This window comes from Micromonospora acroterricola (genome assembly GCF_003172955.1).
GTDB classification, from domain to species: domain Bacteria; phylum Actinomycetota; class Actinomycetes; order Mycobacteriales; family Micromonosporaceae; genus Micromonospora; species Micromonospora acroterricola.
Map to the genome: position 1 here is coordinate 1 of NZ_QGKR01000289.1, position 14,645 is coordinate 14,645.

General features: G+C 72.6%; 11 protein-coding genes and 1 pseudogene. 6 read left to right on the forward strand and 6 right to left on the reverse strand.

The genetic code is table 11. The features are described from left to right. Window positions 1–347: pseudogene (locus tag DKT68_RS25200) on the reverse strand (hypothetical protein); the annotation flags it as partial. Window positions 348–351: 4 nt separating this feature from the next. Next, window positions 352–981, reverse strand: a complete 630-nt coding sequence (locus tag DKT68_RS25205) for an MBL fold metallo-hydrolase (protein WP_109819868.1) — start codon at window positions 979–981, stop codon at window positions 352–354. 93 nt (window positions 982–1,074) lie between these two features. Here DKT68_RS25205 and DKT68_RS25210 point away from each other — a divergent pair, with 93 nt between their 5' ends. After that, window positions 1,075–2,037, forward strand: coding sequence for a DUF4349 domain-containing protein (locus DKT68_RS25210; RefSeq protein WP_201749181.1), 963 nt, complete (start codon window positions 1,075–1,077; stop codon window positions 2,035–2,037). Here the strand turns inward: DKT68_RS25210 and DKT68_RS25215 are convergent. Together DKT68_RS25215 and DKT68_RS25220 are read right to left on the reverse strand one after the other, a co-directional pair. Continuing rightward, the gene (locus DKT68_RS25215) at window positions 1,994–3,253 is read right to left on the reverse strand and encodes an amidohydrolase (RefSeq protein WP_109819870.1); all 1,260 of its coding nucleotides are present in this window, start codon (window positions 3,251–3,253) and stop codon (window positions 1,994–1,996) included. The genes DKT68_RS25210 and DKT68_RS25215 overlap by 44 nt on opposite strands. A gap of 542 nt (window positions 3,254–3,795) precedes the next feature. After that, window positions 3,796–5,379 (reverse strand): acyl-CoA mutase large subunit family protein, encoded by a 1,584-nt coding sequence (locus tag DKT68_RS25220; protein WP_109819871.1) that lies wholly within the window; start codon window positions 5,377–5,379, stop codon window positions 3,796–3,798. Window positions 5,380–5,585: 206 nt separating this feature from the next. Between DKT68_RS25220 and DKT68_RS25225 the strand changes: the two genes are divergently transcribed. Together DKT68_RS25225 and DKT68_RS25230 are read left to right on the forward strand one after the other, a co-directional pair. Beyond that, entirely contained in the window at window positions 5,586–7,643 is a 2,058-nt protein-coding gene (locus DKT68_RS25225; RefSeq protein ID WP_109819872.1) for a serine/threonine-protein kinase, read from the forward strand. Between the two features lie 48 nt (window positions 7,644–7,691). Next, window positions 7,692–9,386: a phospho-sugar mutase gene (locus DKT68_RS25230; protein WP_109819873.1), complete on the forward strand. Its 1,695-nt coding sequence runs from the start codon at window positions 7,692–7,694 to the stop codon at window positions 9,384–9,386. Between the two features lie 53 nt (window positions 9,387–9,439). On the opposite strand, the gene DKT68_RS25235 is transcribed toward DKT68_RS25230, so the two are convergent. Continuing rightward, window positions 9,440–10,117: a GOLPH3/VPS74 family protein gene (locus tag DKT68_RS25235; protein ID WP_109819874.1), complete on the reverse strand. Its 678-nt coding sequence runs from the start codon at window positions 10,115–10,117 to the stop codon at window positions 9,440–9,442. 73 nt (window positions 10,118–10,190) lie between these two features. Next, on the reverse strand, window positions 10,191–10,823 hold the full coding sequence (upp, locus tag DKT68_RS25240; RefSeq protein WP_109819875.1) for a uracil phosphoribosyltransferase: 633 nt from the start codon (window positions 10,821–10,823) through the stop codon (window positions 10,191–10,193). Window positions 10,824–10,956: 133 nt separating this feature from the next. Here upp and deoC point away from each other — a divergent pair, with 133 nt between their 5' ends. The 3 genes from deoC to DKT68_RS25255 are packed head-to-tail and all read left to right on the forward strand — an operon-like array spanning window position 10,957 to window position 14,170. Further along, on the forward strand, window positions 10,957–11,916 hold the full coding sequence (deoC, locus tag DKT68_RS25245) for a deoxyribose-phosphate aldolase (RefSeq protein WP_109819876.1): 960 nt from the start codon (window positions 10,957–10,959) through the stop codon (window positions 11,914–11,916). A 6-nt stretch (window positions 11,917–11,922) separates the two neighbouring features. Then, window positions 11,923–13,353, forward strand: coding sequence for an aldehyde dehydrogenase family protein (locus DKT68_RS25250; protein ID WP_109819877.1), 1,431 nt, complete (start codon window positions 11,923–11,925; stop codon window positions 13,351–13,353). Continuing rightward, window positions 13,346–14,170, forward strand: coding sequence for an aldehyde dehydrogenase family protein (locus DKT68_RS25255; protein ID WP_109819878.1), 825 nt, complete (start codon window positions 13,346–13,348; stop codon window positions 14,168–14,170). Before DKT68_RS25250 ends, DKT68_RS25255 begins: the two co-directional genes overlap by 8 nt. Window positions 14,171–14,645: the final 475 nt, after the last annotated feature.

Below are 14,645 nucleotides of genomic sequence, written 5' to 3' on the forward strand. Positions count from 1 at the left end.
TCCGGCTCCGCCGCGGCGAGCTTGCGGACCTCGGCGCCCTGGTCGCCGACCACCGCCCGGCGCTGCGCGGACAGCTCCCGCAGCCGGGGCCCGCGCAGTTCCCGCTGGGCGGTCCGCAGCGCGTCGGCGAGCTGCACCAGGTCGGCGACCAGCTCGGGACGGTGGATGGCGAGCAGGTTCACCAGCCAGGCGGCCACCGTGGGGCGGCGCAGCCGGGCCAGTTGCCGGGCGGTGGTCGGGTCGCCGGCGCGGCGGGCCTCGGCCACGGCGGCGTCCCGGGCGGCCACGAACCGCTCCGGCGGGGTGCGGTAGAGCTGCTGCACCAGCTCCGGGGAGGGGCCGGGCATAGCCTCAGACGTCCACCCGGCTACCGGGCTCCAGCCGCTGGTACTCGGTGCCGGACAGCGCCGTGTACTGCCGGTCGAGCACGCCTAGCCCGTTGGTGTTGAGCAGCGCGTCGTGCAGCGCGTACGCGCGGCGCGGGGCGACCGCCCGGATGAAGTCGACCACCTCGGAGAACTTCGACCAGGGAGCGTGGATCGGCGCGAAGAGCGTGTCGACCGGCGTCTCGTCCGGCACCACCAGGGCGTCGCCCGGGTGATAGACCACGTCGTTGATCAGGAAGCCGAGGTTGTCCACCACCGGGATGTCCGGGTGGATCACCGCGTGCTTGCCGCCGTAGGCGCGGACGGCCACCCCGGCGGCGGTGAACGACTCACCGGCGGCGACCGGGCGCAACGCCTCGGCCGCGTCGCCCAGGGGGCCGGCGAGCGAGGCCGGCCCGTGGATGGGGAACGGCCGCCGGTCGAGGTGTTGGCGCACCGCCGCCACGTCGAGGTGGTCGGGATGTTCGTGGGTGACCAGCACCGCGTCCGCTCCGTCCAGCGCCGCGGGGTCGCTGAACACACCGGGGTCGACGACGAGCACTCCCCCGTCGTGTTCCACCCGGAGGCAGGAGTGGGCGTACTTGGTGAGCCGCATCGTGACTCCTCGATTATCGAATCGTGACGTCCTCAGCGCAGTCTGCCGGAACCAGCCGACGAGCGCGCCGCGTCCGAGGTATCGCCACACCGGCTGACGACGAGGGGAGCGGGGATGGACGGACGGGCGAGACGGTGCCGCGGGGCACTGCTGGCGGCAACGGCGCTGGCGGCGACGGTGCTGGTCACGGGGTGCGGCGCCGGAGACAGCGGTGCGCGGGACACGGCGGGCTCGGCGGCCGAGGCACCGCAGGCGAACGGCGGCGGGGCGGACCGGGACAGCGCGGCCGGGGCGCCGGAAGCGGCCGGGGCCGGCGCTCCGGACCTGCGCGTCGACCAGCGGGCGATCATCTACACCGGAACCATGCGGGTGCAGGTGGACGATGTGGACGCCGCCGCCCGCGAGGTCTCCGCCGCGGTCACCCGGGCGGGCGGCTTCATCGGCGGCGACCAGCGGCGCAGCGCCGAGGCCGACGCGGTCGCCGAGTTGCAGCTACGGGTGCCGGCGGCGAAGTTCGCCGGCGTCGTGGAGGAGGTCGCGAAGCTCGGCAAGCAGGAGAGCCGGGAGATCAGCACCCAGGACGTCACCGAGGAGACCGTCGACCTGGACGCCCGGATCACCAGTCAGCGGGCCCGGGTGGAGAGCGCCCGCCGGCTTCTCGCCCGAGCCACCTCGATCACCGACCTGGTCTCGCTGGAGAACGAGCTGGGTCGCCGCGAGGCCGACCTGGCGTCGCTGGAGGCCAAGAAGCGGCGACTGGCCGACCTGACCGCCCTCTCCACGATCACCGTGTCGCTGGCCGGGCCGACGGCGAAGACCGCCGAGGAGAAGAGCGAGATGGGCTTCCTGGTCGGGCTGAAGGGCGGCTGGAAGGCGTTCGTCGCCTCGCTGACCGTCCTGCTCACCGTGCTGGGCGCGCTCCTGCCCTGGCTGGTGGCGCTCGGCGTACCGCTGGCGGTGCTGCTCGTGGTGCTGCGCCGGCGGCGCAAGAGCCCGGCGCTGGTGGCTCCGGTCAGCGCACCGCCGCCAGTGCCCGCAGCGCGGTCTGCACCATGACGCGTACGCCGGCCGGGATGGCACGCTCGTCCACGTCGAAGGACGCGCGGTGCAGGTCGACGTTGGGGCCGGAACGGCCCACGCCGAGCCGGGCGAGGGCGCCGGGGACGTACTCCAGGTACCAGGAGAAGTCCTCGCCGCCCATGCTCTGCGGCGTCTCGGCGATGCCGTCCGGGCCGAGCGCCGCGGCGGTGGCGGCGGTCAGCACCTGGATGGCCCGCGAGTCGTTGCAGACCGGCGGTCGGCCGCGCAGGTATTCCAGGTCGACCGTCGCGCCGGTCGGCGCGATCACGTCCCGGACCACCTGAGCGACGATCTTGGGAGCCTGGTTCCAGGTGTCGCGGTCCATCACCCGCAGGGTGCCGGACGCCGACGCCTCGGAGGGGATGACGTTGTAGCGGGTGCCGGCCGAGGCGTGGCCGAAGACCAGCAGCAGGCCGCTGTTGGCCGGCACCCGGCGGCTGACCAGGGCGGGCACCTCGGTGATCAGCCGGCCGAGCGCGTCGACCAGGTCGACGGTCAGGTGCGGGCGGGCGGTGTGCCCGCCCGGCCCGGAAAGCCGGACGGTGACGTTGTCGGCGGCCGCGGTGATCGGCCCGACCCGCAGGCCGACCTGACCCACCGGCAGGTTCGGGTCGCAGTGCAGCGCGAAGATCTGCACCACGTCGTCCAGGCCGCCCGCCTCGATGACCTCCAGCGAGCCGCAGGGCAGGATCTCCTCGGCCGGCTGGAAGATGAGCCGGACCCGACCGTCCAGCTCGCCGAGGTCGGCGAGCTGGGCCAGCAGCATGCCGACGCCGAGCAGGATCGAGGTGTGCACGTCGTGCCCGCAGGCGTGGCACACGCCCTCCACGGTGGACCGGTAGGGCACGTCCTTGGGGTCGTCGAGCGGCAGCGCGTCGATGTCGGCGCGCAGCGCGACGACCGGCCCGTCCGGGCGGCCGTTGACGTCGCAGATCACGCCGTTGCCCTTGGGCAGCAGCCGCGGGTTCAACCCGGCCAGTGAGAGCTCGCGGGCGATCAGGGCCGCGGTCTCGAACTCCGTGCCGGAGAGCTCGGGGTGCGAGTGGATGTGACGGCGGGTGGCGATCAGCCCGGGTACCCGGAGCGCGAGCAGGTGGTCCAGGTCGCGGGGCAGGGGCTGGGACCCGGGCGGCAGCTCCGGCCAGGACGACGCCAGCTGGCTGCCGGTGGGCAGCGTCAACGCACTCGTCACGTCGAATTCTCGATCACTAGAGATGGGTGGATCATCGGGGACAGCAGACAGCCTAGACCTCCGGCGGTGACGCTGCGCAACCTCGTTACGGTAATGATCGGACCGCACAGCGTCACGTATGCCCTGCTGAGGGCGCTCGGAGATGTGTGGGACAGCAGGTAGATCACGGTCGAACGCCGTCATCTGCCCCTCACCTCCTACAACGCGTAACCGATTTGGCGGTCACGAATCCGGCGCCACTCGTGAGCCCACGTTGCGAATTGTCGCATTAGTCAGGGTGGTGAACTGACACTCCGACAATTAGCCGACCACGCTCCGCAACGAGCCGGAAAAGACGCTCACACGCGCTCGTCCGCCATGACCGCACACGGTGTGCGTCCCGTTCACCCGGTCGGGGTACCCCTAAACCGGGTGGACACACCCTTGGACGCCGGTCGGGGGGCCGCGCCGCCCCCGGCCCGGCCGGGGGGATCCGCTTCCGACTGTAACTCCGCCGGAGCCAATAAACCCACTCTGACCTGCGAGAACGATCGATCGTCGGATCAGAACCGGTCGGTGGGCCGGTACAGCCCCCACGCCTCGCGCAGCGTCCCGCAGACCTCGCCGACCGTGGCGCGGGCCCGCAACGCCTCCTTCATCGGGTACAGCACGTTCTCCGTGCCGTCGGCGGCGGCCCGCAACTGGGCGAGGGCGCGCGCCACCGCGTCGGCGTCCCGCTCAGCGCGCAGCCGGGCCAGCCGGTCGGCCTGGGCCGCCTCGATCGTCGGGTCGACCCGCAGCGGCTCGTACGGCTCCTCCTCGTCGACCGTGAACCTGTTGAGGCCGACGACCACCCGCTCGCCCGAGTCGATCTCCTGGGCGATCCGGTACGCGGACTGCTCGATCTCGCGCTTCTGGAACCCGGCCTCGATCGCGTCCACCGCCGAGCCGTGGTCGGCCACCCGCTCCATCAACTCGACGGCGGCGGCCTCGATCTCCGCGGTCATCGCCTCCACCACGTACGAGCCGGCGAACGGGTCGACGGTGGCGGTCAGGTCCGTCTCGTACGCCAGCACCTGCTGGGTACGCAGGGCGAGCCGGGCGGCCTTCTCGGTGGGCAGCGCGATCGCCTCGTCGAAGCTGTTGGTGTGCAGCGACTGGGTGCCGCCGAGCACCGCGCCGAGCCCCTGCACGGCGACCCGGACCAGGTTCACCTCCGGCTGCTGGGCGGTGAGCTGCACGCCGGCGGTCTGGGTGTGGAAGCGCAGCATCATCGACTTCGGATCCTTGGCGCCGAAGTCGTCGCGCATCAGCCGGGCCCAGATCCTGCGGGCGGCGCGGAACTTCGCCACCTCCTCCAGCAGGGTTGTCCGGGCCACGAAGAAGAACGACAGCCGGGGCGCGAAGTCGTCCACCGCGAGCCCGGCGGCGAGCGCGGCCCGCACGTACTCCACGCCGTTGGTCAGGGTGAACGCGATCTCCTGCGCGGGCGTCGCGCCGGCCTCGGCCATGTGGTAGCCGGAGATGGAGATCGTGTTCCACTTCGGCACCTCCTTGCGGCAGTACGCGAACGTGTCGGCCACCAGGCGCAGCGAGGGCTTCGGCGGGAAGATGTACGTCCCCCGGGCGATGTACTCCTTGAGGATGTCGTTCTGGATGGTGCCGTTCAGGGCGGAGCCGGGCACCCCGCTCTCCTCGGCGACGAGCTGGTAGAGCAGCAGCAGCACCGACCCGGGGGCGTTGATCGTCATCGAGGTGGAGACCTTGTCCAGCGGGATGTCGGCGAAGAGCAGCCGCATGTCCTCGATGGAGTCGATGGCCACGCCCACCTTGCCGACCTCGCCGTGCGCGATCGGCTCGTCCGAGTCGTAGCCCATCTGGGTCGGCAGGTCGAAGGCGACGGAAAGACCCATCGTGCCGGCCCGCAACAGCTGGTGGTACCGCGCGTTGGACTCGGTGGCGGTGCCGAAGCCGGCGTACTGGCGCATGGTCCAGGGACGGGAGGTGTACATCGTGGGGTAGACCCCCCGGGTGTACGGGAACTCGCCGGGGCCGCCCAGCCGGGAGTCCAGGTCCTCCGGGGTGTCGGCCGCCGTGTAGACGCCCTTGATCGGGAAACCGGACTCGCTTGACCGCCGTTCGCTCATCCCCGGATGGTAGGACGCGCGCACGTCTCGTCGGGTGAGGGATACCGCACAGTGCGTCCCGAACGGTCGACGGCAGGTGAACGGTCGGGCACGTTCTGTCGACTTCGACAAACGTCCGTCGCGTCGGCTTTCGCATCGGGCGTCGGAACCAGCAAGATAGGGGGGTTGTGTCCCAGCCCCCCTCGATTTCCCCCGGTGGCTTTTCTGTGACTCAGATCCCGACGTGGAGCGGCGGACAGGTAAGTCCCGCCAACGGACGCGCGGCACCCGGCACCACCATCGGTGACCGGTACTCGCTGCGGTCCTCGGTGGGCAACGGCGGCATGGGCACGGTGTGGCGCGCCACAGACACCCTGCTGCGCCGGGACGTGGCGGTGAAGGAGGTCGTCCTGCCCCCGGGGCTGGCCCCCAGCGACCGCGACGCCATGTACGAACGCACCCTGCGCGAGGCCCGCGCCGCCGCCGCCATCCAGCACCCCGCCGTGGTGCAGGTGTACGACGTGGTCACCGAGGCCGGCCGGCCCTGGATCGTGATGGAGCTGCTGGACGCCCGCAGCCTCGCCGACATGGTGATCGAGGACGGGCCGGTCGCGCCCCGAGCGGTCGCCAAGATCGGCATCGCGCTGCTCGGCGCGCTGGAGGTCGCGCACGCGATCGGCGTGCTGCACCGGGACGTCAAGCCGGCCAACGTGCTGATCTGCACCGACGGGCGCTGCGTGCTGACCGACTTCGGTGTCGCCCGGATGCCCACCGACGTGCAGCTCACCACCCCCGGCATGGTTCTCGGCTCACCGCACTTCATCTCGCCCGAGCGGGCCATGGGCCAGGAGTTCGGGCCGCCGAGCGACCTCTTCTCGCTGGGCGTGACCCTCTACACGGCGGTCGAGGGGCGTCCCCCGTTCGACAAGGGCGACCCGATCGAGACCATGCACGCCGTGGTCGAGGACCCGCCGGCCCCGCCGCAGCGCAGTGGCCCACTGACCCGGGTGCTGATGGGCCTGCTCGAGAAGGACCCGGCCCGCCGGCTGGACGTGCACACCTCCCGGGCCATGTTGCGCGAGCTGCTCGCCGGCCCGCTGGGCAGCACCGCCAGCGCCGTGCACTCGGTGACCGACCCGTACGCCGTGGTGCCGGTCCAGCAGCGCCCGGCTCCCGTCCCCCCGCCGGCCCAGCCGGAGCCGAAGCCGGACACCCAGATCGGCGGCCGGGCCATGCTGGCCCCGGGCGAGTCCCTGACCGACCGCCTCGCGTCGCTGCGTCGGGGTGAGCGCCCGCAGCCGGCCGGCGGGGCCGCGACCACCGGGCTCGACGACACCAGCGCGGACGCGCTGGCCGGCCCGCTGCACACGCCCACCGGCGCGATGCCCGTCTCCGGCCGACCCACCACCGGCCGCACCTACGGGGGCAACGCGGACGCCACCCAGCGCGTCGACGCCGGCGGGCACCCGGACGCCACCCAGAGGGTCACCTACGGCAGCCGTCCCGACGCCACCCAGCAGGTCAGCTACGGCGGCGCGCCGGAGGCCACCCAGCGCGTCGGCGGCACCTACGGCGGCAACCAGTGGTCGGTGCCCGGCACCGGCCAGCCCTGGGCCACGCCCGCGCCGTCCGGCGGCGGCGCCATGGACAAGGTCCGCGCCACCGGGGGGCAACTGGTCACCACGGTCAAGGGCTGGCCCCGCAAGGTGCAGCTCGCCGCGGCCGGCGGCCTGGCCCTGGTGCTGCTGATCAGCGTGGTGGCGCTGACCAGCGGCGGCGACGACCCCGCCCCGACCACTCCGCAGGCGCAGCCCAGCCCGTCCGCCGCGGCCGGTTCCCCCGTGGAGATGCAGGAGCACTCCGCCCGGGGCGTCCAGGTGATGGTGCCGAAGGGCTGGCGGAAGGCGAGCGGCGGCAGCTACACCGACTACATCGACCCGGAGGACGACGGCCGGAAGGTGCGCCTCATCACCGAGAAGTTCAGCACCAGCTCGACGCGCTGGGCCGAGGTCGCCGAGGGCGGCCTGAAGAAGCCGAAGAGCTCGTGCGTCAAGCCGTACAACCGCCTGGCCATGACCGAGCAGGAGCTGGCCGGCGAGTCCGCGGCCGAATTCGAGTACACCTGCGGCGAGGGCGACACCAAGCGGCACGGCGTCTGGCGCGGCGTCGTGCACGAGGGCAAGGCGTACTCGTTCTACCTCACCTCGACGGACACCAAGTTCGCGGAGAGCAAGCCGATCTTCGACGAGATGGTGCGGACGTTCCAGCTCACCGGGGACGGCTGAGCCGGAGGGAAGCGACGGCGGTGATCCGCCGCCGTGCTATCAAGGGGCATGGCGGCGGACACCACTGACATTGACGACATTCGCGAGCGAGCCCGACGCTGGCTCGCCGACGACCCCGACCCGACCAGCCGGGACGAGCTGACCGCGGTGCTGGACCAGCTGCCGACGAGCGCGCCGGAGCTGGCCGACCGGTTCGCCGGGCCGCTGACCTTCGGCACCGCGGGCCTGCGCGGCCCGCTGCGCGCCGGCCCGAACGGCATGAACCTCGCCGTGGTCACCCAGGCCGCCGCCGGTCTGGTCGCCTGGCTCGCCGCCCAGGGCGGCACCGGCCCCCTCGTGATCGGGTACGACGCCCGGCACGGCTCCCGCCAGTTCGCCGAACGGACCGCCCAGGTGGCCACCGGCGCCGGCCGGGCCGCGCTGCTGCTGCCCCGCCCGCTGCCCACCCCGGTGCTGGCGTACGCGGTGCGCCAGCTCGGCGCGGTGGCCGGCGTGATGGTCACCGCTAGCCACAACCCTCCCCAGGACAACGGCTACAAGGTCTACCTCGGCGCGGGGCTGGGCGGGGAGCTGGGCGCCGGAGCGCAGATCGTGCCGCCGGCCGACGCCGGCATCGAGGCCGCCATCCGTGCGGTCGGCCCGCTGATCCAGGTGCCGCTGGGCCGGCCCGGTGACGTGCTCGGTGACGACCTCGTCGCCTCGTACGTCGAGCGGGCGACCGCGGTGATCGCGCCGGACGGGCCACGGGACCTGACCGTGGCGTACACCCCGCTGCACGGCGTGGGCGCCGCCGTGCTCACCGCCGCCTTCGCCCGCGCCGGCTTCCCGGTGCCCGGCGTGGTGCCCGAGCAGGCCGAGCCGGACCCGGCGTTCCCCACCGTGTCGTTCCCCAACCCCGAGGAGCCGGGGGCGGTGGACCTGCTGATCGCGCTGGCCGACTCCACCGGCGCGGACCTCGCCATCGCCAACGACCCGGACGCGGACCGCTGCGCGGTGGTGGTCCGCGACGGCGCGGTCCCCGCAGCCGCCGGCGCCGACCGGCAGAGCTGGCGGATGCTGCGCGGCGACGAGGTGGGCGCGCTGCTCGCCGACCACCTGATGCGTCGCGGGGTGACCGGGCTCTACGCCACCACCATCGTCTCGTCGTCGCTGCTGCGGGCCATGTGCGCCGCCCGGGGCCTGCCCTACGACGAGACGCTGACCGGCTTCAAGTGGATCGTCCGGGCCGGTGGCGGAAGCGCGCCGCTGGTCTACGGCTACGAGGAGGCGCTCGGCTACTGCGTCGCCCCGGACCACGTACGCGACAAGGACGGCATCACCGCCGCGCTGACCGTGGCCGAGCTGGCCGCCGGCCTGAAGGCGCAGGGCCGCACGCTGACCGACCGACTCGACGAGCTGGCCGCCGAGTTCGGCGTGCACCACACCGACCAGCTCTCGGTCCGGGTGGACGACCTGCGGGAGATCGCCGACGCGATGGCCCGGATCCGGGCGGCCACGCCGACCACGCTGCTGGGGCACCCGGTGGACAGCACGCAGGACCTGCTCCCGGAGGCGGACGTGGTGATCCTGCGCACCGGGGCGGCCCGGGTGGTGATCCGGCCATCCGGGACCGAGCCGAAGCTCAAGGCGTACCTGGAGGTGGTCGAGCCGGTGCCCGACGGCGATGTCGCCGCCGCCCGCGCCCGCGCCAGCGCGGCGATCGCGCAGCTCCGCAGCGAGATGTCGGCGGCGCTGGGCCTCTAGTGCGGGAAGGGCCCCTTGTTGACGCCCCGCGGGAGAAGGGGCCCTTCCTCAGATCAGCGGCGGGGGCCGAGGGCCTGGTCGACGGCCCTGCCCAGGGCGGCGACGACCAGGCCGACCGAGGGCCGGACCATCGAGTCGTCGATGCTGACGTCGCCCGAGAACCCGGCGCCGTTGGCGATCTCCTCGAGCCGGCGGCGGGCGTCGGCGGCGGCCTCGCCGCTCACCCCGAGCGCGGACTCCATCCGGAGCACCACGACCAGGGTGGCCAGCGCCGCCGTCCGCTCGTCCGGGGCGGCGCCGCCGTTCAGCGCCCCGGCCAGCCGCTGCCGCGTGTCCGCCTCCACGGAGGTGTCCACCACCGGGTAGCGGTGCACGTGGATGAAGCCCAGCTCGGTCTCGTCGACGTCCCGCACCACGCCCTGCTGGCACAGGTCACCGAGGATCCGGTCACGCAGGCCGTGCCGCAGGCGCTGCACCCAGGAGGCCGGGGTGTGCGGGGTGTCGGCGGCGATCCGACCGAGCACCTCGTCGGTGACCGGCTCGCCGGTCGGCGTCGGGTCGACCACGGTGAGGGAACCGTCGGCGTACGCGATCCGGCCCGCGAGGGCCAGCTCGACCAGCACCGCGGCGGCCATGCCGAGGTCCAGGCTGATCCGCGGCATCGTCGCCTTGCCGGTCGTGTCGTCGTAGGCGAGGAGGAGCAGCTCTTCGGCGAGCGCAACACCAGTCATGGCCGGAGACGGTAGCGGGTCCGCGCACCACCGCGCGCGAACCCGCCGGACCCCACCCCGACCGGGGTAACGCTCAGAACCGGGGCATGCCGCCGAACTGACGGTCGCCGGCGTCGCCGAGCCCGGGGACGATGAACATCCGGTCGTTGAGACCCTCGTCGATCGAGGCGGTGACCAGGCGCAACGGCAGACCGGAGCGTTCCAGCCGCTCGATGCCGACCGGTGCGGCGAGCACGCAGAGCACCGTGATGTCCGTGCAGCCCCGGTCGGCCAGCAGCTGGCAGCAGTGCTCCAGCGAACCACCGGTGGCGAGCATCGGGTCGAGCACCAGCACCGGCAGGCCGGCCAGGTCGCGGGGCAGCGACTCCATGTACGCGCGGGGCTCGTAGGTCGCCTCGTCGCGGGCCAGGCCGACGAAACCCATCGAGGACTCGGGCAGCAGGCCCAGCGCGGCGTCCGCCATGCCCAGGCCGGCCCGCAGCACCGGCACCAGCAGCGGCGGGTTGGCCAGCCGGGTGCCCTCGGTGCCGGTGACCGGCGTCTGCACCGGGTACCGCTCGACGGGGAAGGAACGGGCCGCCTCGTACACCAACATGGTGGTCAGCTCGTGCAGCGCCGCCCGGAACGTCGAGGAATCGGTGCGCGCGTCCCGCATGGCGGTCAGTCGAGACTGGGCCAGCGGGTGGTCAATGACGTGTACATCCACGATCGCTCAACCTACCGGTCCCGCCGGCATGACGGTGCGGCTGCGGTCTGACCAGCGACGCCGCTCACGCCGGCCCGCCACCGGACGCTCGTGAGCAAGATCACTCGACGGCCTCGTGCGTAGACTTCTCGGCATGACGGCGACAACGACGTCGGCCCGGTCGGAGCTCTCCGAGCTGGGACGATCCGAGACCGCTCTGCGGACCTTCCTGCACGGCCTGCCCGGCGTGGACCAGGTCGGCGCGGAGCAGCGGGCGGCACAGCTCGGCACCCGCTCCATCAAGACCACGGCCAAGGCGCAGGCGATCGACCTGGCGATCCGGATGGTCGACCTGACCACCCTGGAGGGGGCGGACACCCCCGGCAAGGTGCGCGCGCTGGCCGCGAAGGCGTTGCGCCCGGACCCGGCCGACCCGTCCTGCCCGCACGTCGGCGCCGTCTGCGTCTACCCGGCGATGGTCCCGTACGTGGCGGAGGTGCTGCGCGGTTCCGGCGTGCACCTGGCCAGCGTGGCGACCGCCTTCCCGTCCGGCCAGGCGCCGCTGGAGATCAAGCTCGCCGACACCCGGGCCGCTGTCGCGGCCGGCGCCGACGAGATCGACATGGTGATCAACCGGGGCGCGTTCCTGGCCGGCCGCTACAAGGAGGTCTACGACGAGATCGTGGCCACCAAGGAGGCCGCCGGTGACGCCCACCTCAAGGTGATCCTGGAGACCGGCGAGCTGGCCACCTACGACAACGTGCGCCGTGCCTCCTGGCTGGCCATGCTGGCCGGTGGCGACTTCATCAAGACCTCCACCGGCAAGGTCCCGGTCGCCGCGACGCTGCCGGTGACCCTGGTGATGCTGGAGGCGGTCCGCGACTTCCGGGCCGCCACCGGGCGGCAGGTCGGCGTGAAGCCGGCCGGCGGCATCAAGAACACCAAGGACGCGATCAAGTACCTGGTGATGGTCAACGAGACCGTCGGCGCGGACTGGCTCGACCCGGACTGGTTCCGCTTCGGCGCGTCCAGCCTGCTCAACGACCTGCTGATGCAGCGCACCAAGCTGACGACCGGCACCTACTCCGGTCCCGACTACTTCACCCTGGACTGAGAGCCGATGTTCGAATACGCACCCGCCCCCGAGTCCCGCTCGGTGGTGGACCTCAAGCCCTCGTACGGGCTGTTCATCGACGGTGAGTTCGTCGACCCGACTGACGGCGGCAGCTTCAAGTCGATCAACCCCGCCTCCGAGGAGGCGCTGGCCGAGGTCGCCGAGGCCGGCCCGCAGGACGTGGAGCGCGCCGTACGCGCCGCCCGGACGGCGTACGAGAAGGTCTGGGGCCTGATGCCGGGCCGGGACCGGGCCAAGTACCTGTTCCGGATCGCCCGGATCATCCAGGAGCGGTCCCGCGAGCTGGCCGTGCTGGAGTCGCTGGACAACGGCAAGCCGATCAAGGAGTCCCGCGACGTCGACCTGCCGCTGGTCGCCGCGCACTTCTTCTACTACGCCGGCTGGGCCGACAAGCTGGAGCACGCGGGCTTCGGCGCTGACCCGAAGCCGGTCGGCGTCGCCGCCCAGGTCATCCCGTGGAACTTCCCGCTGCTCATGCTGGCCTGGAAGATCGCCCCCGCGCTGGCCGCCGGCAACACGGTGGTGCTGAAGCCGGCCGAGACCACCCCGCTGACCGCGCTGCTCTTCGCCGAGATCTGCCAGCAGGCCGAGCTGCCGGCCGGCGTCGTCAACATCGTCACCGGCGCCGGCGACACCGGCCGGACGCTGGTCGAGCACCCCGGCGTGGACAAGGTCGCCTTCACCGGCTCCACCGACGTCGGCCGGGCCATCGCCCGGTCCGTCGCCGGCACCCGCAAGAAGCTCACGCTGGAGCTGGGCGGCAAGGCCGCCAACATCGTCTTCGACGACGCGCCGATCGACCAGGCGGTCGAGGGGATCGTCAACGGCATCTTCTTCAACCAGGGGCACGTCTGCTGCGCCGGCTCCCGCCTGCTGGTCCAGGAGAACGTGGCCGACCGGGTGCTGGAGTCGCTCAAGCGGCGCATGGCACAGCTCCGCGTCGGCGACCCACTGGACAAGAACACCGACATCGGCGCGATCAACTCCGCCGCCCAGCTGGAGCGGATCCGCGAACTGTCCGACGCCGGCTCGGCCGAGGGCGCCGAGCGCTGGTCGCCGCCGTGCGAGCTGCCCGACCGGGGCTTCTGGTTCGCGCCGACCATCTTCACCGGCGTCACCCAGGCCCACCGGATCGCCCGCGAGGAGATCTTCGGCCCGGTGCTGTCGGTGCTCACCTTCCGCACCCCGGCCGAGGCCGTCGAGAAGGCCAACAACACGCCGTACGGGCTGTCGGCGGGGATCTGGACCGACAAGGGTTCCCGGATCCTGTGGACGGCCGACCGGCTGCGCGCCGGGGTCGTCTGGGCCAACACGTTCAACAAGTTCGACCCCACCTCGCCGTTCGGCGGCTACAAGGAGTCGGGCTACGGTCGCGAGGGCGGCCGGCACGGGCTGGAGGGCTACCTCAATGTCTGAGCGGGTCGCGGTACGCAAGACGTACAAGCTCTTCATCGGCGGGAAGTTCCCGCGCAGCGAGTCGGGACGGTCGTATCTCGTGCAGTCCTCGAATGTGTCACTGGCCTCCCGCAAGGACGCCCGGGACGCGGTGGTCGCCGCCCGCGCCGCCGTGAAGGGCTGGGCCGGCGCGACCGCGTACAACCGGGGTCAGATCCTCTACCGGGCCGCCGAGATGCTGGAGGGTCGCCGCGAGCAGTTCGTCGCCCTCGGCATTCCGGGCGACGAGGTGGACGCCGCGGTGGACCGCTGGGTCTGGTACGCCGGCTGGGCCGACAAACTCTCCCAGGTGTACGGCGGCGCCAACCCCGTCGCCGGACCGTACTTCAACCTCTCCGCGCCCGAGCCGACCGGCGTCGTCGCGGTGGTCGCCCCCGAACGCCCGGCGCTGCTCGGCCTGGTCAGCGTGATCGCACCGGCCATCGTCACCGGCAACACGGTGGTCGTGGCGGCCTCCCCGACCGAGCCGCTGGCGGCGGTGACGCTGGCCGAGGTGCTGGCCACCTCCGACCTGCCCGGCGGCGTGGTCAACATCCTCACCGGCAGGATCACCGAGACCGCGCCGACGCTGGCCGCGCACATGGACGTCAACGCGATCGACCTCAGCGGGGTGACCGACGGCGAGTTGGCGGCCGACCTGGAGGTCAAGGCGGCGGAGAACCTCAAGCGGGTGCTCCGGCCCGCCCCGGTCGACCACGACTGGTCCGTTGACCCGGGCGTGACCCGGATGACGAGCCTGCTGGAGACCAAGACGGTGTGGCATCCCAAGGGGGTGTGATTGGTCGGTCCCGGCCGTGGGGTTTCGGGGGGAGCCCGCCCGCTCCGGGCGGTCAGGCTTGATCCCTCCGCGGGCGGGCTCCCCCCGAAACCCTGACGTGGGCCGGGTCCGACCGGGTGTTCGTCTTGCTGGCCGGCGCCCTGGGTTGGGTCGCCGGCCAGCGGGGCGATCCGGATTGCGCGCAACCCTCCGGGTTCGCCCCTCAAGGCCCTGGTTAGCGGCGGCGCGGTCCCCCCTTTCCGCTGGCTGGCTCCCGACGTCCGCGCCGAACCGCTCGCTCTGCCGGTGCGCCGCTTCAAGATCCGCGCAACTTCGGTGAAGTTGCTGCCTCCGGGGCGCCTGAGGCAGCAACTTCCCCGTTCCTGTGCGGGTCTTGGCCGGCTCGCCGATGGTCCTCGTGATCATGAGGTTGGCGGGGTTGGATCTCGCCGGGCACGTCTGCCTCATGATCACCCTGGTGGGCCGGGGCGTGGGC

Bases quoted from the DNA above. Each gene is read 5' to 3' on its own strand.
- DKT68_RS25205 (WP_109819868.1), bottom strand. From the start codon at position 981: ATGCGGCTCACCAAGTACGCCCACTCCTGCCTCCGGGTGGAACACGAC.
- DKT68_RS25220 (WP_109819871.1), bottom strand. From the start codon at position 5,379: ATGAGCGAACGGCGGTCAAGCGAGTCCGGTTTCCCGATCAAGGGCGTC.
- DKT68_RS25230 (WP_109819873.1), top strand. From the start codon at position 7,692: ATGGCGGCGGACACCACTGACATTGACGACATTCGCGAGCGAGCCCGA.
- DKT68_RS25235 (WP_109819874.1), bottom strand. From the start codon at position 10,117: ATGACTGGTGTTGCGCTCGCCGAAGAGCTGCTCCTCCTCGCCTACGAC.
- deoC (WP_109819876.1), top strand. From the start codon at position 10,957: ATGACGGCGACAACGACGTCGGCCCGGTCGGAGCTCTCCGAGCTGGGA.
- DKT68_RS25250 (WP_109819877.1), top strand. From the start codon at position 11,923: ATGTTCGAATACGCACCCGCCCCCGAGTCCCGCTCGGTGGTGGACCTC.
- DKT68_RS25255 (WP_109819878.1), top strand. From the start codon at position 13,346: ATGTCTGAGCGGGTCGCGGTACGCAAGACGTACAAGCTCTTCATCGGC.